Below are 23,367 nucleotides of genomic sequence, written 5' to 3' on the forward strand. Positions count from 1 at the left end.
TTCCTTATATTTTAGTAAAATTATATAGTAATTAATATTAATAGTACAGTCAAACTACTTATTGTTTAAAATTGTTGCTAGTTCAATATTGACTTTCACAATATTCACTCTTGGTTCTCCAAATATCCCAAAACTTCTGCCCTCAGTATATTTATCTACAATTTTGTGAAGATCAGCCTCACTTATTCCAGATGCCTTTGAAACTGCAGGTATTTGAATTGCTGCTGCTTCCGGACTTATGTCTGGATCAAGGCCCGAACCTGAGCTTGTTAATAAATCGGTTGGAATATCTTCTTTTTTTACTCCAGGATGTGCATCTAAGAAATCATTAATATCTTTTTCAACTCTTTCTTTAAGCGCTTCATTAGAAGGCGCTAAGTTTTGTGATCCTGAACCTACACCACTATATGCTGACTTGCCATTTTCATCTACTTTTGTATCAGCTTCTGTATAAGTGTTATAATTTATTGCAGAAACTCTACCTCTAAAGAATCTAGGATCTGTAAAATTTTGTCCTATAAGTTCTGATCCAACTTCTTTTCCATCAACAACTACCATGCTTCCGTTAGCTTGTTTATTAAAAATCAACTGACTTATTCCGGTCATTAAAAGAGGATATATTAGCCCACAAAGTATCATTAAAGTAATACTTACGAGAATAGATTTTTTAATTATTTTCATATAAAAATCTCCTTTTTGTTGAAATACATGCTTTAATTTATTTTTAAATAATAATATACTGTTCTGTAATCTCAGAACCTCAAAAAACATTCATTTGAAAAGAAAGCCCACGACTTTCATCTCCAACTGTAAATTGTTAACTGACTAAATTAGCCTATATTAAGAATTCTAACTAGTGGAGTAATAATCACATCAATTATCTTTATCCCTATAAAAGGAACAAGTACTCCCCCGCCTCCATAAATAAGCATATTTCTAAGCAACATCATTTCTGCCTTCATAGGTTTATATTTTACCCCCCTCATTGCAATTGGAATAAGCAATGGTATTATTATTGCGTTAAATATAAGTGCTGAAAGAATAGCACTATATGGTGTTGAAAGTCCCATTATATTCATAACCTGCATTTCAGGTATAGCTACAGTAAATATAGCTGGTATAATAGCAAAATATTTTGCTACATCATTAGCAATACTGAAAGTAGTTAAAGCACCTCTTGTAATCAATAGCTGTTTCCCTATTTCAACTACTTCAAGAATTTTTGTTGGATCCGAATCTAAATCCACCATATTAGCTGCTTCTTTAGCTGCTGTAGTACCACTATTCATTGCAAGCCCTACATCTGCCTGTGCTAGAGCTGGTGCATCATTAGTTCCATCTCCAGTCATTGCTACAAGTTTACCTTGTTCTTGTTCTTTTTTGATTGCGTCAATCTTATCCTCTGGTTTACATTCAGCTATAAATTCATCTACCCCTGCTTCTTTAGCAATAGTTGCTGCAGTTAAAGGATTATCTCCTGTACACATGACTGTTTTTATTCCTATTTCTCTAAGCCTTTGGAATCTTTCAACAAGACCTGGTTTAACAGTATCCTTAAGATATATAACTCCATATATTTTGTCATTTACACAAACTACAAGAGGTGTTCCTCCAAGTTTTGATACTCCATTAACAGCTTCATCTAAATCATTCGGAATAGCTCCTCCCATTTCTTTTATTCTATTTTTTATAGAATCAGAAGCACCCTTTCTTATAGCAGTGCCATCACGTAAATCTACTCCACTCATCCTTGTTTGAGCTGTAAATTCAATAAAATCTAAGTTTTTATATTCTTCTTCATTAACTGTTGCTTTGCTCTTTTTACCAAGGTCAACTATTGATTTTCCTTCTGGTGTATCATCTTTTAATGAACACATTACAGAATAATTTATTAAATCTAACTTATCTGCTTTTCCAACAGGTATAAAATCAGCTGCTAATCTATTACCAAATGTTATAGTTCCAGTTTTATCAAGAAGCATTGTATCTACATCACCACAAGCCTCTACAGCTTTTCCTGACATGGCTATGACATTAAACTTGGTAACTCTATCCATGCCTGCAATACCAATTGCTGATAATAAACCTCCAATTGTTGTAGGTATTAAACAAACAAGAAGTGCAATTAAAGTAGAAATATAAATTGAAACTCCCGAATAGTGAGCCATTGGATAAAGTGCAACAATAACTATAAGAAATATGATTGTTAAGCTAACAAGTACAGTATTAAGCGCAATTTCATTTGGAGTCTTTTGTCTTGATGCTCCTTCTACAAGAGAAATCATTTTATCTAAAAATGATTCACCTGGTGTTGCTGTTATCTCAATCTTTAACCAGTCACTTACAACTTTTGTTCCTCCTGTAACTGATGCAAAATCTCCTCCACGTTCTTTCATAACAGGTGCTGATTCACCAGTTATTGCTGATTCATCTACAGAAGCTATCCCGTCTATAACTTCACCATCATTAGGAATTATTTCTCCATTTTCAACTAAAACTACATCTCCTCTTTTTAATTCATTTGCATTTATGATTTTAGTAGTTCCATCAGGATTTAATAGTTTTGCTACAGTATCTTTACGCATTTTCTTTAAATTTTCAGCTTGAGCTTTTCCTCTCCCTTCAGCTACTGCTTCTGCAAAATTTGCAAAAAGTACTGTAATAAACAATATTACTGCTACAATGAAATTGTACACTCTTAAATTACTACCTTGATCGCCAAATAAACTTGGTAAAAATGTAAGTAATAAAGTAATAATAAAACCTACTTCAACTACAAACATAACTGGATTTTTTATCATATATTTAGGATTCAACTTTTTAAAGGATTCTATAATTGCTTCATTCAATATATCCTTTGTAATAAATTTAGATTCTCTTTTTTTATCACTCATATTATTTTTTCTCCTTGCCTTCTAATTTCATAATAATCAAGGTCTTATCAATGCCACAATGTTAAGTGCTCTGCTATTGGTCCAAGAGCTAAAGCCGGTAAAAATGTTAACGCTCCAATTATTAAAACAATAGCAATTAAAGTTAATGTAAACATTGTATTATCTGTTCTAAAAGTTCCTATTGTCGTTGGAATTGTTCTTTTAGCTGCTAAAGAACCTGCTACTGAAAGAAGAATTATAATTGATAAATATCTTCCATAGAACATAACTATTCCTGTTGTAGTATTCCAAAATAACGTATTATCTGCCATTCCTTCAAATCCCGAACCATTATTTGCAGCAGATGATGTAAATTGATAAACGATTTGGCTTAAACCATGAAACCCTGGATTTGATATTCCTGCTAACCCTTGCGGAACCACTAAAGCTAAAGCTGAAAACATTAATATTAAAAATGGATGAATGATTATAGCTAAAGCTACTAGCTTAATTTCCCTGCCTTCAAGCTTCTTTGATAAAAATTCTGGAGTTCTTCCAACCATAAGCCCACATAAGAAAACTGTAAGAATTGCATACATCATCATATTCATAAATCCTACACCTTTTCCTCCGAATATGACATTAAGCATCATATTCATAAGAGCAACTGCACCACCTATAGGAGTAAGTGAATCATGCATATTATTAACTGTTCCTGTTGTAAAGGCCGTAGTGACCGTAGTAAATAATGCTGACTGACCTATCCCAAATCTCACTTCTTTACCTTCCATGTTACCCATAAATTGGTTTAATCCTATATGTGCTAAAGCTGGATTGCCTGCTTTTTCAGCAAAGTAACATATTGGTAATGCTATTATAAATATTCCTGCCATTGCACCAAATATTGCCCAGCCTTGTTTTTTATTCTTTAACATTAAGCCAAAGGTATAAACTAATGCTCCTGGAAGCATCATCATAGATAATAATTCAATTAAATTTGATAACGGTGTAGGATTTTCAAAAGGATGCGCTGAATTTGCGCCAAAGAATCCACCACCATTTGTTCCTACATGCTTTATAGCTTCAAGAGCTGCTACAGGCCCCATTGCTATATCTTGCATTTTTCCTTCTATTGTAGTAACTGTTTTAGTGCCTGATAGAGTTTGTGGTACTCCTTGAGATACTAAAATAATTCCTATAACTATTGAAAATGGTAATAAAACTCTTGTAGTAATTCTTATTAAATCTACAAAAAAGTTTCCCATAGTTTTCTTTCCAATTATTCCTCTCATAAAAGCAAGGGCTGCTGCAAAGCCTGTTGCTGCAGATGTAAACATCATAAATATGATGACAACCATTTGACTTAAATGAGAAAGACCTGATTCTCCACTATAATCTTGAAGATTTGTGTTTGTCATAAAACTTATAATTGTATTAAAAGATAAACTCTGCTCCATTCCATCTATTTTATTTGGATTTAAAAATAGAAAACCTTGTACTCTAAGTATTATATATCCTATAAATACCATAACTGCATTAATTACAATAATTGAAAACACGTATTCCTTCCAATTCATTTCCTCATCTTTTTTTATTCTACATACTTTATAAATAAAATTATCAATAATATCAAAAAACTTGTCCCCAAACATTTTTTGGCTAGTACTAACTTTATACAAATACTTTCCAAGTGGTATTATTATTAGCATAAAAAGTAATAAAGATATTATTATTTGTAACCATTCCATAAATTATTCCTCCTGTTTTAACTTAACCATTAATACTAAAATTTTTCTGGATTAAATAGTGCATAGCTTAAATATCCAAAAAGTAAAATTATAATTGCTATTAAAATCCACATACATACTCCCCCATTTATTTTTTATTTATTAACTTGCTTTTCACACCAATTAGCAAATAATGCCGCCGAACAAAAGCCTAATATTAGTAATACAAAAAAAACAACATCTAACATTATTCTTCTCCCTTCACTATTTATTTTCTTAATTTGAATAATACTACTTGCAATGTAAAGATAGGATTAAAACTATTTCTATCTGTATAAAGATTGTATAAAGATTATTAATACATTGTAAAAACTATTCACTATAAACTTATTATTTGTTTGGTGTTAAAAATTTATACTTTATCAGCACCCTATATTTCAATTTATACAAAAATATAGGCATTTTTCATACTTCATATTCATTTTTATGACTTTTCGCGAATTTACCATAAATTCATTTATAGTTTAAGTTGTTTCTTTTTAATAGCACTCGTATATATTCAATTGAGTATTTTTCTCCATAATTTTTATAGATATATTCTGAAAGAAGTTTATAAGTCCACATATTTTTCTTGTATCCCAAATCACTTGGATGTAAATTCAGCACTGTATTAATTAAATCGTCAAGCATTTCAGAAGTAAAAGTTCTTTTTCGCCCTCCATGTATTTCACCTAATACTTTTAACCCTTCTGCATTCCATCTTTTTATATAACTAATTACAGTTTGTTTAGATTTTAATAATAATTCTGCAATTTTTATAGTACTAACTCCTTCATATCTCATTATTACAGCTGTTATCATATTTCTTTCAAATTCATTTTCTAAAGAATTTTCCATTTCTCTCAGTTCCTCCATTGAACAACCGTGTAAAGTTATTATCTTTATACCTTTTCTTCCCATAATCATTTCTCCTAACTTATATTTTCTAATTTTATTTGCTTATAAAGCATTAAAATTATTTTTTCATTCCCAGTAAAAGTTAATATTAATTAATTCTAGAAATAAAAAATAAGGAGTATTATTCAAAAAAATTATTACATTTGAATAATACTCCTTATAATATAAAATTTGGATTAAGATTATTTTCTAGCACATAAAGATTTTATAAAGATTTTTCAGAACTATATCTTCTTTTTTAATTTGTCTTCTGCCTTTTTTCTGTTTTCATCAACTCTAAATTTAACTATCTTGCTTATTAATTCGTAAGGCAGCGGTTTCTCTATAGGAAATTGTACTGATCCTTTTGCTCCTTTATATTCCGATAATTCAATTTTAAACTTGTTAATTCCACTAGGAGTCGGATAAAATCCTATATGTTTTTTAAAAGCTGCAAAATGCACTAAGTTTCCATGCAACACAAAAGTAGGCATTTGGTAACTTATTTTTTCCTCTGCGTCTGGTGCCGCTTCTCTTATAACTTTTCTTAATGTTTCTAATATTTCCTGAATTTCAGGAGAAAACTGTAAAATATATTCATCAATTGTTTTATAAGTAACCTTATTTTCTTCCATCGTTTTCCTCTCTATTAACGAATTCATCTATTATTTTTCTTGCAAGGGTAAATTTCTTTGGTATTGTTGGAAAATTATCTTTTGTAAACCAATCAGCATGTACTATTTCTTTTCCATCAACTTTTATTTCTCCTGATTCATATTCTGCAAAGAACCCAATCATTAATGAATTGGGAAATGACCATGGGGAGCTATTAAAAAATTTAATATTTTTTATTTTAATTCCAACTTCCTCGAAAACTTCTCTTTTTACAGTGCTTATTAAATCTTCACCGGCTTCAACGAATCCAGCAATTAAGCTATACATATTATTTTTAAATCCACTATTATGTGCAAGAAGTATTTCTTCACCTCTTGTAACAGCAACTATTATTGCTGGACAGATTACTGGGTACATTACATGTCCACAACTCGGACAGACTTTTGCCAACTCTTCTTTTTTATTTTGTGTTTTCGAACCACATTTACCGCAAAACTTATGAGTTTTATCCCAATTCAATATTTGATTCGCTCTTCCAGCTATCAAAAACAATTCTTCATCGACCAATGGCCCTATTTCACGTAAAGGTATTAATTCATATTTACTTGGTAAATCAAAATTAGAATATGTTTCTATACAAAAGCAGGATTTTTTATTTATTGCTCCTAAAAAAAACTCATTTTCATATTGAATATTCAACTTTCTTATTTCCTCGAAAATTGGAATACTTAATCTACCTTCATCACTCTTAACTAATAGTCTCCCATCAAGAATAGTAAAGTAATAATCGTCAGATTTTCTTTCCCTTGATGTAGCTGATAATATTTTAAATTTACTGCCCATATTAACTAAATCCTTCCATAAATAAAATAATCTATAAATTGATACTTTTTGAATAAATTATTGAAAAACTTCAAAAAGACATTATTTCTTTTAGGTTGTTATATTAATTAAAATTTTAATCTACGCATTAATTAATATCAATTTTAATTATACCATTTAAACCTACAGAATAAATTTTAAATTACAACATAATCTAAAAATAATTATTATAATGAGCAGATTATACGGAGGTTACAATGAATATATTAAAAAGAGCCATAGGGATTATTATCATTATATTTACAACCATAACTCTTATAGATGCTATTCATAATTATGGTTATGCTAATACAAATTCTACTTTAAAAAAGACAGTTAAGGTAGGAGTGTTCCTTTCTACGTTTAATGATGAATATCTTTCACTAGTCAAACAGAATTTAGAGGATATTCAAAAAGAAAATAAAGATACGGTTCAATTTATTTTTCATAACGCAAATGGAAATCAAGGATCTCAGAACGAAGCCATTGATAAAGCTCTTAATAACAACTTTGATTTTTTAGTTTTAGATTTAGTTAATGCAAATGCAGAAGCAGTTTCAGGCATTTTTAATAAAATAAATGAAAAAAATATTCCATTAATTATATATTTAGATCCAACTAACGCTTTAGTAAATCTTATAAAGTCTCATAATAGAACTATTATAATAGGCACAGACTCAAAACAATCAGGTGAATTAGAAGGAAAAATTATAGTTAATGCTTGGAATACTAATAAAGAGAACATTGATAAAAATAACGATAATACACTTCAATATATTTTATTACATGGTGAAACTTTTAATCCAACAGCAATTGCACGAACAAAATATTCAATTCAAACAATTAATTCCGCAGGTATAAAAACTGAACTCCTTGCACTTAGGTATTGCAATTGGGATCGGGAATGCGCTCGAACTAATACTGAATCACTTTTGTTAAAATACGGTAATAAAATAGAAGCAATAATTTCAAATAATGATGCTATGGCAATTGGCGCTATTGAAGCGCTTCAAAAACAGGGATACTTCAAAGGAGATAAATCAACCTATATTCCAGTTGTCGGAATTGATGCAATACCAGAAGCTAGAGAATTAATCAAAAAAGGATTTATGACAGGTACCGTTATACAAGATCCTCGTCAAGCTGCTGAAGCTATTTATACTGTAGGAATGAATATGGTTAATGGCAACTATCCTCTGGCTGGCACTAAATATACTTTTGATGAAACTGGAAAAGTAATACGTCTCCCCTATTATGAGTATAAAGCGTAATTAAGCAAAATAATAAACTTAAATCATGAAATTTATACTAATCTTTTTTTAGACCTAAATCAAAAATAATTTGGCTGTTTCAAAATTAAGAAACAGCCTTAATATTTACAAAACTACTCATAGATAAATTGTTAAAACTTCATTCCATACTCCTTTATACAAAAATCTAACGCTTCATCGGTAGTATAAAACTTCATTCCAACAGAACGGGCCTTTTCACAATTTAATCTTATATCTCTTGGATTTGTTTTATATTTTTCCCTATCTTCTATAACTAAATCATCAATTCTACTTTCAAGACCAATTTTTCTAAAAATGCTCTTCACTACTTCATATCTGTTTTGATTGTTCTCGCTTCCCAAATGATATGTTCCATAAGGTGATTTAAATAAAATTTCAAAGTTTTCAATCATATTATAAACATATGTCATTCCTCTAAATTCATTACTTGACACATTAATCTTTTCATTTTTTATAATTTTACTAATTGTTTCCCATAATATATTATTTGCCATTCCACAGTTTCTATCAGGTAATCCAAATAACCATGTAAATCTAACTATCCAAAGCTCATCTATAATTTCCTTTAATAATTTTTCTGCTTCAAGTTTATTTTGACCATATACAGTATCAGGTTTTGCTTCATCATCTTCCTTAAATGGACCAGAATTTGTATTACCATTAAAAATTTGTTCACTACTTATGAACACAAGCTTTCCGCCAACTTTTTTAGTTGCTTTTGCGACATTGATTGCCCCATCAACATTTATCTTATGAGCAATCTCTGGATTTTTATTACAGAAATCTGTTACTGCTACGGCTGCAGCATGAATAACAATGTTTGGATTGAACTTTTCGAATATTTCATTTACATTTCCCTCATTAGTGATATCTAATTCATCCTTATCTGTTACTAAAAATTCATATTTTCCCTTATAATATAGTGCTAACCTGCTTGAAAAGAATCCTTTTCCACCTGTTATTAATATTTTTTCCATTTTAACCCCTCCATAATACACTTACTTATTATTCTTATTTATTAGTTAATATTATTTTATATTATATAATTCTTGTTTTCAAGTGTTTTGTATTGTTTTTAATTATTAAACATCAATTTTTGCTATTGATGTTTTCACACTTACACCTTCAATATTTTCAAGCTGCTCTGAAAAATCATTAATTACTTCTTCAGTTTCCCCTGTAAGAGCAATGGAAATGACTGATAACTCATCTGCAAATGGTATTCCCATTCTTCCTTTAATGCTTCCTCTAAATGATGCAACAACATCATTAAATTCATCTTGTACTTCTTTTGGGTGCTCTAATATAGCACTAACAACTCCTAACTTTGACACTTTACATTCCTCCATCGTTTTTTAATAAAAAATAAGATCTTCTTATTTAGTGAAGATCTTATTACTCTATATTTTTAAATTGTATATTAATATTCTGCTCGATTTTCTATATATTATTCATTAAGTAAAGTATACTAATTGTATTTTACTCAAGCTTATTTTTTAACAATTTATTATCAACCCTGGAAATAATTCCTTTAGAATAGGATTGAACAAAATCTCCTTTGTACTTAATAGATTTATTACTCGTTAATTCTAAAACACTACTATCAGACTTATTAATAATATAAACTTTTCCAGAGTAATCAAGAATTATATCATCTCTATCAACTGGCTCTTTAAGATTTAGTGAATTCCACTTTCTATTATTATCAGATAAAACAGTATAATATATCTTATTAATCTTATTCCCAGACACTTCTCCGAAATATACATTATCATTAACGTCTGCCCCTAATATCTTTGAAGCTTTAACATTAGGTATTGTTAAATTTCCTTTTGCATTTAGTATCGTGATATTTCCGCCTTCTTCCATTACAGCATTAGTACTGGTTGTAGGAACAACTAGACTTCCTAAAACTTTATCGCTTTTAACCTTTTTCAATTGATTCATTACATTCGCATAATATAAATCATATTTTCCATCGCTTTTCCTTACTTTTATATATAAACTGTGAGTCAGTGTTGAAAATACAACGTTACTTAATTCATCTTTTGAACTATCAAGCTTGATTCTTACTTTTTTTAAATCGAAATCTGCAAGATCCCTAGCTTCACCTTTTTTTGCATCAAATGATATTGGTTCAAAATAATACACTCCATTTTCTTTTATTTTTTGAATAACAATCATATTATCTTCATTATTTAGCCATTTATAAAATGCAACTTCTGCACCATTATCAATTTCACATTCTTTTTCCTTATCATCATTACTATCTAATATTTTGAGTTTATTGCTGTCTACATAAGAAACATATCGTCCATCTGAGGAAACCTTAACTTCATTTAATCCATTTTTTATATTAATTTCTGTTTTCTTATCAGCTGCATTATCATCATCATCAACTCTTTCAGCCTGTATGCTCAAATCCGATCCTAAATATACTTTATCTACATATAAAAATATAGTTTGTTGGAGCACAAATGCAATCATAAACCACATTAATCTTCTTTTAATATTTCTCATAAATATCCTCCCCTACTGTTCCACATAAAACGCTGTTGCAACGGATCTTTCACCATCCCAAGCATTAGGGGAATTTATAACATTACCTTTATAATACATTGTTGATGAATATCCTCCGTCAAGGGCACCTGCATTAACAGCTCCCCTGCTCATCATAATTTCCTGAACATCATATAGACTTGCTCCAGGTGCTGTTACCTTTCGTCCATCAATAACTAAAAAAATTACTGTTCCATCTTCTTTTTGACCAACAGCAGTTCTAGGATTAAGGCCTTCTTCCGTTTTATTTTTTACCTGCCTTACGCCATTAATAATTATGTTAGGTTTTCTAAAACACATTGCTTCCACTACATTTAGTTTTTTAAGCTGCGCAATTGAATGGTCTCCAACTATTAATTCTCCATCCTTTGTGAAGGCAACCACATTTTCAACTGTGTTTTCATTTACATTTCCTTGCGGATAAACAACTTTTCCACCTGAAATTACAAATCCACCAGGCTCAGATCCAGTGCCAGCATAGGCTGTTCCATCTGAAGACTTATCTATAAATGATCCCCCGTTGACAGCAGCAATTCCACCATGATCTTCTGCCATTTCACTTGTTTTTTGCCCCATCTTTCCTAAAAATTTGGTCATAGCAACTTTAACCTTTAAAGGATTTTTAATTTCTAGTATATACCCATCAAATCTCTGAGTGTGAATATCATACCTATTAATCTCATTTCCAACCTTATATTTAACATTTACTTTTTTCATATCTTGAAAAACTTCTGAACTGTCATTGTTTTCATCTATCCCCAGCATTTTATTTAATATAGATTGAGGTATTAAATCATTTATTAGATATGCATGCCTTGTTGCAAGTACAGTTGAAATTACAGTTTTTCTTGTATTATCATACGGTCCTAAAAAAAATACAAGAGGTGTTGTTATAACTAAAAATATAAGCATATCTAATAGACCTCTTAAAAGTATTTTAAAATTAGATTTCTTTTGTTTTTTCTTTTTTCTCTTTCTAGGTCTATGGTTAATTTGTTTATCCATATATTCCTCTCCTAAAATATTTTATCTATTATACTCATTATTTCCTATTATATAGAAAATTATTTACCTATTTCTTACAAAAGAATTAAAAATATATTTTAAAAGAGATATTATATAAATAGATCCTTATTCTCTATCTAAAAACATCTCTTTATAAATAGTTTAAACTAAGTTTCTAAGCCATATTTTTTGTTTATATCTCCTAAATCCCAAGACGAATTTATATACTTCTTCAAATGTAACCATTGCATATACAAAGTATATTGGCAGCTCGAGCACCATTCCTCCTAAATAAGCAAAAGGAATTCCAACAAGCCATACACCACTTATATCTAACATGAGTGCTACCTTTGTATCGCCACCACTTCTTAATATCCCAACTATATTAACCCAATTAAATATTTTAAATGGTAAATAAGTTATGAAAATAATTAAGCATTTACTTATGTCAGCGCTTACAGTATCTGATACATTAAACAAAGAAATTAATGGGCTTCTAATTATAAAGCATAACATTCCCATTATTAAAGCACAGAGAAATTGAAGTATAAGAAAGTATTTTGCATGAGTCTTAGCTTCTTCTAATTTGTTAGCTCCTAATTCATTTCCTAAAATAACTGCAGTTGCTGCACTAATTCCTTGGAATATTACTGTCATTATCTGCTCAACAGTTTGGGTTATTGTTATAGCTGCCACAGCTCCATCTCCCATTCTTCCATATACTAATGAATACATGGTAACTCCTAACCCCCACATAAATTCGTTCAAAATAACTGTAGATACTGTTGTAAAATAAAGCTTTACAAATTTTTTATTAAAAGATAAAAGTTCCTTAAACTTTGCAGCTGCAGGTCCTCCACCATAATACACTATAGATAGGATACACATACATTCAATTGACCTAGCAATTAATGTTGCAATTGCCTCTCCCTGAACTCCGAAAGCTGGAACACCAAAATGTCCAAATATTAAAGTATAGTTTAATAATATCTTAATGAATATTGAAATCAATGTAATAATAACTGGAGCTTTTACCTCATTAACACCTCTTAAAAGAGCAACATAAACATTAGTAATTGCTGTAAGAGGATAGCTTATTGCTGCAATTGCTAAATATCCTGCACCAATAGCTATAGTATTTTCATTTGGTGTAAAAATGTTCATAACAGCTTTAGGGCAAATTAAACTTGGAATTACAAAAAGAATTGAACCAATAATGGCCATTATTAATGACATCCCAAGTACTCTTCTTATATTATTAATATCTCTCTTTCCAAAATACTGGGCTGTTAAAATTGATGAACCGCTTACAATTCCAAAAAGAAGCAGGGTAAAAACAAAAAATACTTTATTTGCAAGCCCAACTGCTGCAATAGAGCTCTGGCCTAAACTACCGATCATTACAGTATCTACAAGGTTTAAACTAGTGTTCAGTAAAGCTTGTAACGTTATCGGTATGGTTATAGCTATAGCTTTACGTGTAAATTTTTTATCTTCTGCTATATTTTTTAACGTCTTAATTATCATCATGACCTTTAGTACCTCATACATTCTGCTATATATCAAATTCTATTGTAACCTAGTTAAAATGGTTATGTCCACTATTTATCGTTAATATCTATTAATAATTTAGAAAGCATTTTATTCTGCTTTAATAATGTAATGTTTAAATTAAATATATATGCGCAATACTAAAAGATAGATATATCTTGTAAAATAACTTATTTTATGTTATTTTTTCAAATGTAGCTATTTATTATTTTATTCATTATTAAAACATTAAAATCATGAAAGAGGTGCTTTATTATAAATACAAATTATAAAACTCAAGAAAATAAATATAATACTAAGGGAAACCTTACTGAAATTACTATCTTAAAGAAAGATGGAACTGAACTTATTTGCAAAATAGATACATATGATGCTGAAAAAGTAAAAAACGAAGGTATTTGGTTTGCTGAATGGCATAAGGACTATAACAACTATTTAGTATTAACTTCAACTACATCAAAGGTTAATGGAAAGACAGTTTCTATAAAAAAGACAATTGATTCTGTAATTTTAGATGTAAATCCAAAGACTCCTGTAAAACATTTAAATGGAGATACATTAGATAATAGAAAAGAAAATTTAGAATTGTACAATAGAAGTTTAAAAAATGACTGTACAAAAATCGACCATGAAACTATGGGCATCATATTAAGAGATAAATATGGAAATCACAAAGAAACTGCTTTAATTTCAATGGAAGACGTTAATAAGGTTATAAAGGATAATTATAATTGGGTTGTTTATAAAAAAGGATCTGAAACTATGGTTGTCGCAAATACTCCAGAAGGTAGAATTCGCTTAGACCGCTTAATTATGAATCCTGATGAAACTATGAAAGTACATCATATTAATCTAAATCCTCTAGATAATAGAAGAAAGAATTTAGAAAATCAACCTATTTAATGAGTTTGCTTGTACCGTTAGTATTTAATAAAAAGTATAAATCAAAAGAAAACATGCGTTTCTAGTGTATGTTTTCTTTTTCGTTTATTGTTCCCACTAACTATTTCTATCATAGATGAATTATGTCTTTTTTCTTTGCATTTTTGGGGAAAGTTTTTATTTTTATTTAAACTAAATAGGTATAAACTATTAATTGAAGTAGATTAATGAAAATTTGTATGACTAATATGAGGTGGTTAACTTGACTAAATTTGAAATATTATTTGGCGATATAACAAAAATTAAATTTGATGCGATAGTGAATGCTGCAAATGCGTCTTTACTTGGCGGCGGCGGGGTTGATGGTACAATTCATAAGGCCTGTGGAAATGAATTATTAGAGGAATGCAGACATTTAAATGGCTGTATGACTGGAAAATCAAAAATTACTAAATCATATAATCTATACTCTTCTGGCGTATATTGGGTAATACACACGGTAGGCCCAATATACAGAAACAATGGAGCTGAAGAGAAATATCTAAGGAGTGCTTATCGCTCTGTATTTGATATAGCAGCAAATTATTCTGCCTGCTATTTAAAACAATGCAATGAAATTTTAGATAAGAACCTTTATCGTTTTAATTCTAGTAGACAAAAAGAGCATTTTGTAAAAGAGTTTGAAGATTATATAGAAAAGCATCCAATTAAAACCCTTGCATTGCCTTCAATAAGCACAGGAGCCTATTCTTACCCACTTAGGGAAGCATGCAACATAGCTTTAGATGAAATTTTAACCTTTATTGAAAATTCCCCTGAAACCTTTGATAAAATTGCTATGGTTTGTTTTGATGAAAAGACTTTTAATATGTATGAATCTTTGTATAAAGAAAGATTACAAACTGCTTAGCAAAAAATTGTAACTTTAATTCATATTTAAAAAAATTCTTAAAACAAGAAAGAGTTGGTTAACTTTTACGCAGTGTTACAATGAGAATCCATAGGGATTTTCTTTAATAACTATACTTCAAAGTACCTACTCTTTCTGTTTTTTTAATTATTCATTTATATGTTTATTTATATTATGCAAAATATCTATCTAATAAACCTTTGAAAGCTTTTCCATGTCTAGCTTCATCTTTGCACATTTCATGAACTGTGTCATGAATAGCATCTAAGTTTAACTTTTTAGCAAGTGTAGCTAAGTCTTTCTTACCTTGACATGCACCATGTTCAGCATCAACTCTAGCTTGTAAATTAGCTTTTGTATCAGCAGCTACTACTTCACCTAATAATTCAGCAAATTTTGCAGCATGTTCTGCTTCTTCAAATGCTATTCTCTTATAAGCTTCAGCTACTTCTGGATACCCTTCTCTATCTGCTTGTCTTGACATTGCTAAGTACATTCCTACTTCAGTACATTCTCCAACAAAGTTAGCTTGTAACCCATCTATTACTTCTTTATCAACACCTTTAGCTACTCCAATTACATGCTCATCAGCAAAAGCTAAATCTCCGCCTTGTTCTACGAACTTATCAGCTCCTACCCCACACACTGGACATTTTTCTGGTGCTGCTTCTCCTTCATAAATATACCCACATACTGTACAAACAAATTTTTTCATAATTAACTCCTCCTAAAATTTCAATTTATTTTTTATATACTTAATTAATTTTTCTTTTGTAAGCTTATAATTAATTTATTTGCTCTCTACATTTGCTATTATATAATAATAATTATCCGTTGTAAATAGTTTTTTTATAAATATTTCAAATTTATTATGAAATATTTATAAACTTGGCCTTTGCATACCTATCCTTCCTTATTTTAACACCAAAACTATTATATAGATACCTATTGCCTAATATGCATTAATTTAAAATTTAAATTTTTTAAAAGCTTAATTCTTCATAAATATTAATATTATATAAAAATTTTATTATCTATTATAAACATTATTGTTTCAACATTGAAATTTACTGTATAATGGTCTTAGGCACATTATACTTAAATTTACAAGGAGTGTTTTATATTGTTTGGATATGTAACTCCATTAAAAGCAGAAATGAAAGTAAAAGATTTTGCTAGATTTAAATGTTATTATTGTGGATTATGTTGTCATATAAAAAAAGAATTTGGAAATATTCCTAGAATGTCGTTAAACTATGATATGACTTTTTTAGGTTTGTTATTAGATGCATTAAATCCCGATGAATTAGAGGTTTCTCAGCATAGATGCATACTTCATCCCACCGAAAAAAAAACAATAGTATTCAATAATAAAGCTTTATCCTATGCTGCTGCAATGAATATATCATTATTTTACTATAAACTATTAGATGATGCGCATGATGATAAAAATTTTAAAAGTAAATTCTTTTCATTCATTTTATCACCATATAAAAGTAAATTCTCATATTCAGTAATTGAAATTAATAATAATATAGTGAACTGCTTAAACAAACTTTCTGATTTAGAGAATAGCAAATCATTTACCAGCATAGATGAAATATGCGATCCTTTTAGTAACTTAGTTGGTATAATCTTACGAGATTATCCTTTTGAATTACAAGATGATTCTACTGAATTAAGAAATACTTTATATAATTTGGGGTATTCTATAGGGAAATGGATTTATTTAATAGATGCTTTAGATGATTTAAAATCTGATATGGAAAAAGAAAAGTTTAATCCTATAAACTTTTTGTATAATAAGGAATCATTAACTTACGATAAGTTTATTGAATTAATTAAACCCAAAATAGAATTTACGATTTTAAATTGCGGATATAATTGTAAAGAAAATCTAGAAAACTTAAAACTTAGAAGAAATGAAGATATATTATATAACATAATTGAATTAGGCTTAATGGATAAGTATATTAATATTGTTAATCATCCAGAAAGTACAAATGAAACTAAAAGGAGAGATTTATAATGAATCCATATGAAGTATTAGGTGTAAAACCAGGCGCAAGCCAAGATGAAATAAAAAGTGCTTATAGAAAGCTTATAAAGCAATATCACCCTGACCAATTTGGAAATAATCCTTTAAAAGATTTAGCACAAGAAAAAATGATTCAAATCAATGAAGCCTATGAAGCACTAACTAAGAATTCTAATAGCAGCAGCTATAATAATACTAGTAACAGTTCATATAATACAACTAACTATAATAACAATTCAAATAGTTCGTATGAGCTGCAGGAAGTAAGAAGATTTATTCAATCAGGAAATTATGGAGCTGCTGAAAACAGATTAAATTCTATTAATAATAGAACTGCAGAGTGGCATTACCTTTACGGAGTTGTACTGCTAAATAAGGGTTGGTTTGATTCAGCTCTTGAACACATGAATACAGCTGTAAGCATGGATCCAAATAACTTTGAATACAGACAAGGCTTGAATTCATTAAGACAAAGAGGTAATAATTATTCTAATCCATATTACAGAACAAGAAACACAACTAACGCTGATATGTGTAACTGTTGTATTGATCTTTGGTGTTTAGATACTTTATGCGAATGCGCTGGCGGAGACTTAATAAGCTGTTGCTAACTTGCATATCTTATACCTCCCTTGATAGTTTTAAAACACATAATCTATAATCATTGAAGAGGTGAATAAATTATGAAAGCAAAGTATATTGCTGAAAATGGAATATTAGTAGCATTGACCTTAGTAGTACTATATGCTACTTCTATTCTTCCTATTAGTACCCTATCCATATTAACAATTGCTTCTTGCTTAATTCCCATATCAATAATTAGAACCTCAATTAAAGGAACAATGCTGGTTTATCTTGCGTCAAGTGTACTAAGTTTCTTTTTGGTTCCAACTAATATTGCACTTTACTATACACTATTTTTCGGTATTTATGGGATAATAAAGTCCTTTATAGAAAGATTAAAAAATCTACCCATTGAGATACTATTGAAATTAATTGCCTTCAATATTTTACTAGCAATAATGTATTTTGTTATTTCAAACTTTTTAGGAATTTTGAATATTAAATATCCCTTATATTTGCTGTGGATAATAAGCCAAATTGTATTTTTAATATACGATTATGCATTAACACTTATTATTAGCTTTTACTTAAATAGAATTCATAAGTATGTTTAACTGCACTTAATTATATTTACAAATTAAGTGCAGCTATTTCTATAAAGTATACTATTCTATTATCTTTCTTAATTTTTATATTTTAAAATTAATTTATTTAAAAACTCTACTGTTTTTATTGGTGCTTTTCCTACCGAGGTCTCCCCAGCTAATAGAAAACCCGTAGCACCTGCTTTTATAAAATTATATATACTCTCAACTTCAGAAATTGAAGGCATCTTTCCATTTTTCATACTATTAAAAATATGTGTTGCGATGATTACATCCTTATCCTTATTTCTATTTACTTCTTTAATTATTTTTTCTTCATATATTGGCGTATCTTCTATCGATGTTTCTGGAATCAAATCTCCTCTGCCTATAACAATCCCATCTGCTTCACTTAAAATACTCTTTATATTATTTACACCATTTAAAGTCTCTATTTTAGCCCAAATTTTAGGATTATATTTATTTGACATCTTATTTAGATATGATTTTATCTCCACAATATCCTCTTTGTTTTCAACAAATGATTGGCATATAATATCAACTTTATTCTCTACTCCCCAAGTTAATGCTAACTTATCTTTCTCATTTAATGAAAAAAACTTTCTTTCTAAACTCTTTATATTGCATCCTTTTCCTTTTCTAATAATTCCCCCTCTTATAGTAACAGCCTTAATAAGACCATCTTTCCTGCTAATAACTTTAAAAATCATTGTATTATCTTTTATTCCTATTTGCTCATATTCTTTTTCATTTAGAATTTCATTTTTTATATTTAATGGGATTATTTTATTTTTTGTCTTACTCGTATTATTTTTTACTTCATCATACTTATCTTCGCCACAAAAACAAACTTCTTCTCCATCATAAATTTTATATATATTCTCAAATTTATTAGATACTCTAATTTTATTTCCAGAAAGATCTAGTATGATCTCTATATCATCTTTTATTTCTTTTGCCATTTTAAAGAATTCCATAAATTCAGTTGTACTTCCATGTATAAAATTAAATCTTAGTGCATTTATACCACTATCTATTATGCTCTTAAGTACTGTTCTATCTTTTACATTCGGCCCGACTGTCCCTATTATATACATACTATCCCCCAAATTTATCTTTACCCTTATTCATATTATAAAATACTACTAATTATCACCTATACATTAAGCAAAAAGTTCTAAAATATAATACTTAGAATAAATTATAGTGTATAAATTATTTTAAGGAGGCTCTTTGCTTGAAGAAGATTAGTTACATTTTTATTATTATATTATTATTTTCAACAATAAGCGGCTGCAATTTTCAAGATGCTAAATACATAAACTTATCTACGAAACCCAATAATCATTATTACGTTGATGAAATAAAAAACAAAATCCTAAGTAATAATAAGTTTACTCTTTATGTATTTGATACTAACTTGTACAAAGAAATAGAAGTTCCGAGTGAGGAAAAATCTATTATGGAAAGTTTTATTTCATCCTTAACTGATAATAACTACTCTGAAGAAACTACTGATAAAAAAGAACCTTACAGAATAAAAATTATTTTTGATGATAATAGTCAATATATACTTAAAGTTTTCGACGATTCCCTTGTATCTGTTTCTCCATGGGACGGAAACTACAAAGAAGACATGGTATCAATAAAAGACCTCCCATTAAGATATAACCTATTTGATTTTTGCAATCATATAGCTAATGAGCCTTTATCTAAATAAAAGCTAGTTATATAGCAATTTGTAAAATTCACATTTTATTTTTGCCCGTCTTTTTACCGCTTATAGAATAACAATATACAGCATAAAAAAGTATGAAAAGGCACTTATTTCAATCATGCCTCTTCATACTTTTTAATATTTTATTTCATTTTTCCTTAATAAATTAATTGTAATGTCATTTGTAGTTTTAGTTAATCTATTACCTACTTTATCATAAGTGAAACTTTCGCATCGAGCATCATAGCTTGCTTCTCTAAGTCTGTTCATCGAATCATAAGTATAGAAATTCTTATGCTTGCTGCTTACTTTTTGAAGTCTATTTCCATTCAAATCATACACATAATTATAGTCTACTAAAACCTCACCAGTTGGTAATATTGTAATTGAGCTTTGGACATTTCCATCTCTGTCATAACTAACTACTCTTTCAGATTGATTATCCAACTTAACAAACGTGTTGTTTTTCAAACAACTTTCTATACAATTTCAATTCTAGCATAATCGCTAAAATGCCTAAATATATCACTTCTTAATATAATAGCTATCTCTGCTTCTTCAGATGATTCCCCCCATCTAAAAACCATATCACCTTGTTGACAAAGATGTATTGAAAGATTAAAATAATCTATTTCATCCACATACTTATTTTTCTTGTTAAATGCTACTTCAGAAATACTGGTTATTGTTTTATTTGATAAAACATCTTCCTTTTTACTCGCAATAATTGAATATACTTTAGGATTACTCGATACTATCTCTAATGCTGTTGAAAGATTTTCGACTTTGAATTCAGCAATACTTGAAAAAAACGCTTTTTCTCCAGATTTAATTTCTATCTCAGACCCACTATTAAATCCTTCAAGCTCCCATTTAGATTTAAGTACTTTCCAAACTTTTTTATATCTTTCAATGCGAGAATTTTTATTTTTAATTTCTACATTTGCAAATAAATACAACTTGTAATTCTTTATCGATTCATATTTCTCTAGTATTTTTTTTATTTCACCGCTACATGAGTTTATAAATGCACTTCTATCATTATGGGTAAACAATCCCGAACCATTTATGCTAATTACACTTAAATTCACATTCCGACCAATCCTTTCATATGCTTCATCTTTATTGAACCATTGAAAGTATGAATACACACTTTTTTCCTCTTCACTCCAAATTCTCATTATTACTCCCCCTTTGCCTCATAATCATAATGATTGACATCTGGATCATTAAAATGTAGACCTCTATTTTAAGATGGATCATCTGGAAATTCATGTCCACCTGAGTGATCCCTTATTACTTTTCCATCACCAAAATCATAATCTGTTCCAGGTATCCTATTTCCTCGCTTATCAACTGCCAGTGTAACTTTTTTAGGTTGCTCTGTAACAGGCATTCCACTATTGCTCTTTGCTTCCCTAAAGGCACCATTTCTTCCAGCTCCTTTTGGACTAAGATTTGGTGGTCTAGACATAAGACTCATTGTATCATTAACCAAATTACCTAATGACCTGTCAACAGTTACTGCTCCATTGGTTATAACTGCCGCTCCTGCTGCATTCAGTACCAATCCTGGTGCAAGTGCCATAGCTGTTCCATCAGCTACAATTCCACCACCTTCTATTCCTGCACCAGCGGTAGTTTCCAATGAACCACCTACAATGGATGCTGCATCGCCATCTACTTTTCCTACCTTACAAGCCGTAGAATCTGGTAGTGCATCCTCATCAATACCAACCGCATGAGTTGTTACCCCATAAAACATATTATTGTCCACAGAATACGCTGCACCAATTGTAAAATCTTTTGCTGCACTCTTTGCTTTATCAAATATACTTTCTGAGTCATCCTCTAAAACTTCAGATTCATCATAAGTTACTGTTACAGCTGCTCCATCTGTTACCTTGTTAGAAATACTATCTCCAATACATTCCCCATTTGGCTCAAAATCAGGTACCCATTCACCATCATCATTTAAATAATATCCTTTAATTGTGGTATCATGTGCCATAGACCCTTCTGGATATAAATAATACCAATATCCTTGGTTCCAAAGCCAGTCTGTTGCTACTTCACCATCGCCTTTGAGATAGTACCAGCTACCATCTGAAGGCACCCAACCTCTTCCAGTAATCATTTTACCACTTTTATCTATATGATATCCACCAATTGTTGTATCATGTGCCATTGATCCATTGCCATCACCATAAAAATAATGCCAAATGTTATCACTATCTTGTTGCCAGCCAGTTGCCATCTCACCATCGGAATAAAAGTAGTACATATCACTTCCTCTATCCTACAATCCTGTTGCCATTGTGTTATCAGCTTTAAGATAGTACCACTTATCACCATCTTGAATCCAGCCTGTTTTCATTTTTCCATCAGTAAAATAGTACCAATTTCCATTTTATTCGTCTTTTAACCAACCTGTTACCACGCTTTCACTAGCGCCTACATAATACGAAATGTGTTTACTGCATCTCTTTGAATTGCTCCTGTTGTCTCTAATATTAAGTATTCAGAATCCTTGTATGGATTATTGTTCCTTTCAGCAATGCATTCTTAAATTGTGTCCATTACTTTAAACTTTACTGGAACTTCCACATAGCGAAAGTTCCAATAACTAAATCACAGATTTAGATTGTCACTTTTCTAACCTTACCTCCTTTTCCAATGATTTTAATTTGGCTTAATATGAAATCAATATTCTTTAGCTTAATGTCACAAAGTTCGCTAACTCTTACTCCTGTAAACATCAAAATTTGAATTATCATTTTATCTCTTAGTCTTACTTTCTTTGAGCTTTGAATATAGAATTGGATCCTTTCAAGCTGATTATCTGTATATACTTCTACTTGATGCTCTGAGCCAACAGCTATTTTCACTCTATCTTTTTTCAAGTCGATTACATTTTCTTGCATGTATCCTTTTGCTATTAAAAAGTTCTTAAAAGCTTGAATACTATTTACTTTTTTATTGATAGTGGCAGGCTCATAATTGTTATCAACTAAATAGTTTTTATAGTTAGTTATATAGAACCTTTTTAGAACTCTATCAAATTCAACTCCCATTGTTCCAAGATATTTTAAAAATGCTGTAATATCGCTAACATAACTTTGCACTGTATTAGACCATCCTCAATTAAATTAATTTTGAATTGTTCTATTATTGTCATCATCTTTTTTCTTCCTTTCATTGTTATTTTTAGGCAAAAGAAAAGACTAACAAA

General features: G+C 29.6%; 24 protein-coding genes. 7 read left to right on the forward strand and 17 right to left on the reverse strand.

Annotated features, from left to right (window positions below):
* Window positions 1-54 precede the first annotated feature (54 nt).
* From COL3_RS04930 to nudC, 6 genes are all read right to left on the reverse strand, one after another.
* On the reverse strand, window positions 55-681 hold the full coding sequence (locus tag COL3_RS04930; protein ID WP_008425751.1) for a K(+)-transporting ATPase subunit C: 627 nt from the start codon (window positions 679-681) through the stop codon (window positions 55-57).
* A 149-nt stretch (window positions 682-830) separates the two neighbouring features.
* Window positions 831-2,894: a potassium-transporting ATPase subunit KdpB gene (kdpB, locus tag COL3_RS04935; protein ID WP_008425749.1), complete on the reverse strand. Its 2,064-nt coding sequence runs from the start codon at window positions 2,892-2,894 to the stop codon at window positions 831-833.
* Between the two features lie 47 nt (window positions 2,895-2,941).
* Complete coding sequence (gene kdpA, locus COL3_RS04940; RefSeq protein ID WP_008425746.1) at window positions 2,942-4,621, reverse strand: potassium-transporting ATPase subunit KdpA; 1,680 nt, start codon at window positions 4,619-4,621, stop codon at window positions 2,942-2,944.
* A 492-nt stretch (window positions 4,622-5,113) separates the two neighbouring features.
* Window positions 5,114-5,560 carry a helix-turn-helix domain-containing protein gene (locus COL3_RS04950; RefSeq protein WP_008425741.1) on the reverse strand — a complete coding sequence of 149 codons (447 nt, stop codon included), beginning with the start codon at window positions 5,558-5,560 and terminating at the stop codon, window positions 5,114-5,116.
* Between the two features lie 221 nt (window positions 5,561-5,781).
* On the reverse strand, window positions 5,782-6,171 hold the full coding sequence (locus COL3_RS04955) for a DUF1801 domain-containing protein (protein WP_008425739.1): 390 nt from the start codon (window positions 6,169-6,171) through the stop codon (window positions 5,782-5,784).
* Window positions 6,158-6,994, reverse strand: a complete 837-nt coding sequence (nudC, locus tag COL3_RS04960) for an NAD(+) diphosphatase (RefSeq protein ID WP_008425737.1) — start codon at window positions 6,992-6,994, stop codon at window positions 6,158-6,160. Before nudC ends, COL3_RS04955 begins: the two co-directional genes overlap by 14 nt.
* 236 nt (window positions 6,995-7,230) lie before the next feature.
* Here nudC and COL3_RS04965 point away from each other — a divergent pair, with 236 nt between their 5' ends.
* The gene (locus COL3_RS04965) at window positions 7,231-8,283 is read left to right on the forward strand and encodes a galactose ABC transporter substrate-binding protein (RefSeq protein ID WP_008425734.1); all 1,053 of its coding nucleotides are present in this window, start codon (window positions 7,231-7,233) and stop codon (window positions 8,281-8,283) included.
* A 131-nt stretch (window positions 8,284-8,414) separates the two neighbouring features.
* Here COL3_RS04965 and COL3_RS04970 read toward each other — a convergent pair whose 3' ends face one another.
* From COL3_RS04970 to COL3_RS04990, 5 genes are all read right to left on the reverse strand, one after another.
* Window positions 8,415-9,281: a sugar nucleotide-binding protein gene (locus COL3_RS04970; RefSeq protein ID WP_008425730.1), complete on the reverse strand. Its 867-nt coding sequence runs from the start codon at window positions 9,279-9,281 to the stop codon at window positions 8,415-8,417.
* A gap of 105 nt (window positions 9,282-9,386) precedes the next feature.
* Window positions 9,387-9,638 (reverse strand): TM1266 family iron-only hydrogenase system putative regulator, encoded by a 252-nt coding sequence (locus tag COL3_RS04975; RefSeq protein WP_008425728.1) that lies wholly within the window; start codon window positions 9,636-9,638, stop codon window positions 9,387-9,389.
* A 145-nt stretch (window positions 9,639-9,783) separates the two neighbouring features.
* Window positions 9,784-10,824 carry a hypothetical protein gene (locus COL3_RS04980; RefSeq protein ID WP_008425726.1) on the reverse strand — a complete coding sequence of 347 codons (1,041 nt, stop codon included), beginning with the start codon at window positions 10,822-10,824 and terminating at the stop codon, window positions 9,784-9,786.
* Between the two features lie 12 nt (window positions 10,825-10,836).
* Window positions 10,837-11,868 carry a phosphodiester glycosidase family protein gene (locus COL3_RS04985; RefSeq protein WP_008425724.1) on the reverse strand — a complete coding sequence of 344 codons (1,032 nt, stop codon included), beginning with the start codon at window positions 11,866-11,868 and terminating at the stop codon, window positions 10,837-10,839.
* A gap of 162 nt (window positions 11,869-12,030) precedes the next feature.
* Window positions 12,031-13,398 (reverse strand): MATE family efflux transporter, encoded by a 1,368-nt coding sequence (locus COL3_RS04990; protein ID WP_008425722.1) that lies wholly within the window; start codon window positions 13,396-13,398, stop codon window positions 12,031-12,033.
* A 276-nt stretch (window positions 13,399-13,674) separates the two neighbouring features.
* On the opposite strand from COL3_RS04990, the gene COL3_RS04995 reads away from it, so the two are divergent.
* Together COL3_RS04995 and COL3_RS05000 are read left to right on the forward strand one after the other, a co-directional pair.
* Complete coding sequence (locus tag COL3_RS04995) at window positions 13,675-14,322, forward strand: hypothetical protein (protein ID WP_099716572.1); 648 nt, start codon at window positions 13,675-13,677, stop codon at window positions 14,320-14,322.
* Window positions 14,323-14,563: 241 nt separating this feature from the next.
* Complete coding sequence (locus tag COL3_RS05000; RefSeq protein ID WP_008425718.1) at window positions 14,564-15,211, forward strand: macro domain-containing protein; 648 nt, start codon at window positions 14,564-14,566, stop codon at window positions 15,209-15,211.
* A gap of 172 nt (window positions 15,212-15,383) precedes the next feature.
* Here the strand turns inward: COL3_RS05000 and COL3_RS05005 are convergent, their stop codons facing one another.
* Entirely contained in the window at window positions 15,384-15,926 is a 543-nt protein-coding gene (locus tag COL3_RS05005) for an NADH peroxidase (protein ID WP_008425716.1), read from the reverse strand.
* Between the two features lie 408 nt (window positions 15,927-16,334).
* On the opposite strand from COL3_RS05005, the gene COL3_RS05010 reads away from it, so the two are divergent.
* From COL3_RS05010 to COL3_RS05020, 3 genes are all read left to right on the forward strand, one after another.
* Window positions 16,335-17,240, forward strand: coding sequence for a DUF5685 family protein (locus COL3_RS05010; RefSeq protein WP_008425713.1), 906 nt, complete (start codon window positions 16,335-16,337; stop codon window positions 17,238-17,240).
* Window positions 17,240-17,860 (forward strand): DnaJ domain-containing protein, encoded by a 621-nt coding sequence (locus COL3_RS05015; protein WP_008425711.1) that lies wholly within the window; start codon window positions 17,240-17,242, stop codon window positions 17,858-17,860. Before COL3_RS05010 ends, COL3_RS05015 begins: the two co-directional genes overlap by 1 nt.
* A gap of 72 nt (window positions 17,861-17,932) precedes the next feature.
* Window positions 17,933-18,427, forward strand: coding sequence for a hypothetical protein (locus COL3_RS05020; protein WP_008425709.1), 495 nt, complete (start codon window positions 17,933-17,935; stop codon window positions 18,425-18,427).
* A gap of 68 nt (window positions 18,428-18,495) precedes the next feature.
* On the opposite strand, the gene COL3_RS05025 is transcribed toward COL3_RS05020, so the two are convergent.
* Window positions 18,496-19,515, reverse strand: coding sequence for a pyruvate kinase (locus tag COL3_RS05025; protein ID WP_008425708.1), 1,020 nt, complete (start codon window positions 19,513-19,515; stop codon window positions 18,496-18,498).
* A gap of 140 nt (window positions 19,516-19,655) precedes the next feature.
* Between COL3_RS05025 and COL3_RS05030 the strand changes: the two genes are divergently transcribed.
* Window positions 19,656-20,138, forward strand: a complete 483-nt coding sequence (locus COL3_RS05030) for a DUF4883 family protein (RefSeq protein ID WP_008425707.1) — start codon at window positions 19,656-19,658, stop codon at window positions 20,136-20,138.
* Between the two features lie 132 nt (window positions 20,139-20,270).
* Here COL3_RS05030 and COL3_RS05035 read toward each other — a convergent pair whose 3' ends face one another.
* The 4 genes from COL3_RS05035 to COL3_RS05055 all read right to left on the reverse strand — a co-directional run bounded on the left by COL3_RS05035 (window position 20,271) and on the right by COL3_RS05055 (window position 23,260).
* A complete protein-coding gene (locus tag COL3_RS05035; RefSeq protein WP_035283755.1) occupies window positions 20,271-20,606 on the reverse strand; it encodes a hypothetical protein in 336 nt (111 codons plus the stop codon).
* Between the two features lie 8 nt (window positions 20,607-20,614).
* Entirely contained in the window at window positions 20,615-21,316 is a 702-nt protein-coding gene (locus COL3_RS05040) for a hypothetical protein (protein WP_008425705.1), read from the reverse strand.
* A 68-nt stretch (window positions 21,317-21,384) separates the two neighbouring features.
* Window positions 21,385-22,419 carry a putative cell wall binding protein gene (locus COL3_RS05045; protein ID WP_008425704.1) on the reverse strand — a complete coding sequence of 345 codons (1,035 nt, stop codon included), beginning with the start codon at window positions 22,417-22,419 and terminating at the stop codon, window positions 21,385-21,387.
* A gap of 355 nt (window positions 22,420-22,774) precedes the next feature.
* The gene (locus tag COL3_RS05055; RefSeq protein ID WP_008425703.1) at window positions 22,775-23,260 is read right to left on the reverse strand and encodes a tyrosine-type recombinase/integrase; all 486 of its coding nucleotides are present in this window, start codon (window positions 23,258-23,260) and stop codon (window positions 22,775-22,777) included.
* Between the last annotated feature and the right edge of the window lie 107 nt (window positions 23,261-23,367).

Origin of the sequence: Clostridium sp. LS (genome assembly GCF_002760435.1) — a bacterium.
Classification (GTDB): domain Bacteria; phylum Bacillota; class Clostridia; order Clostridiales; family Clostridiaceae; genus Clostridium.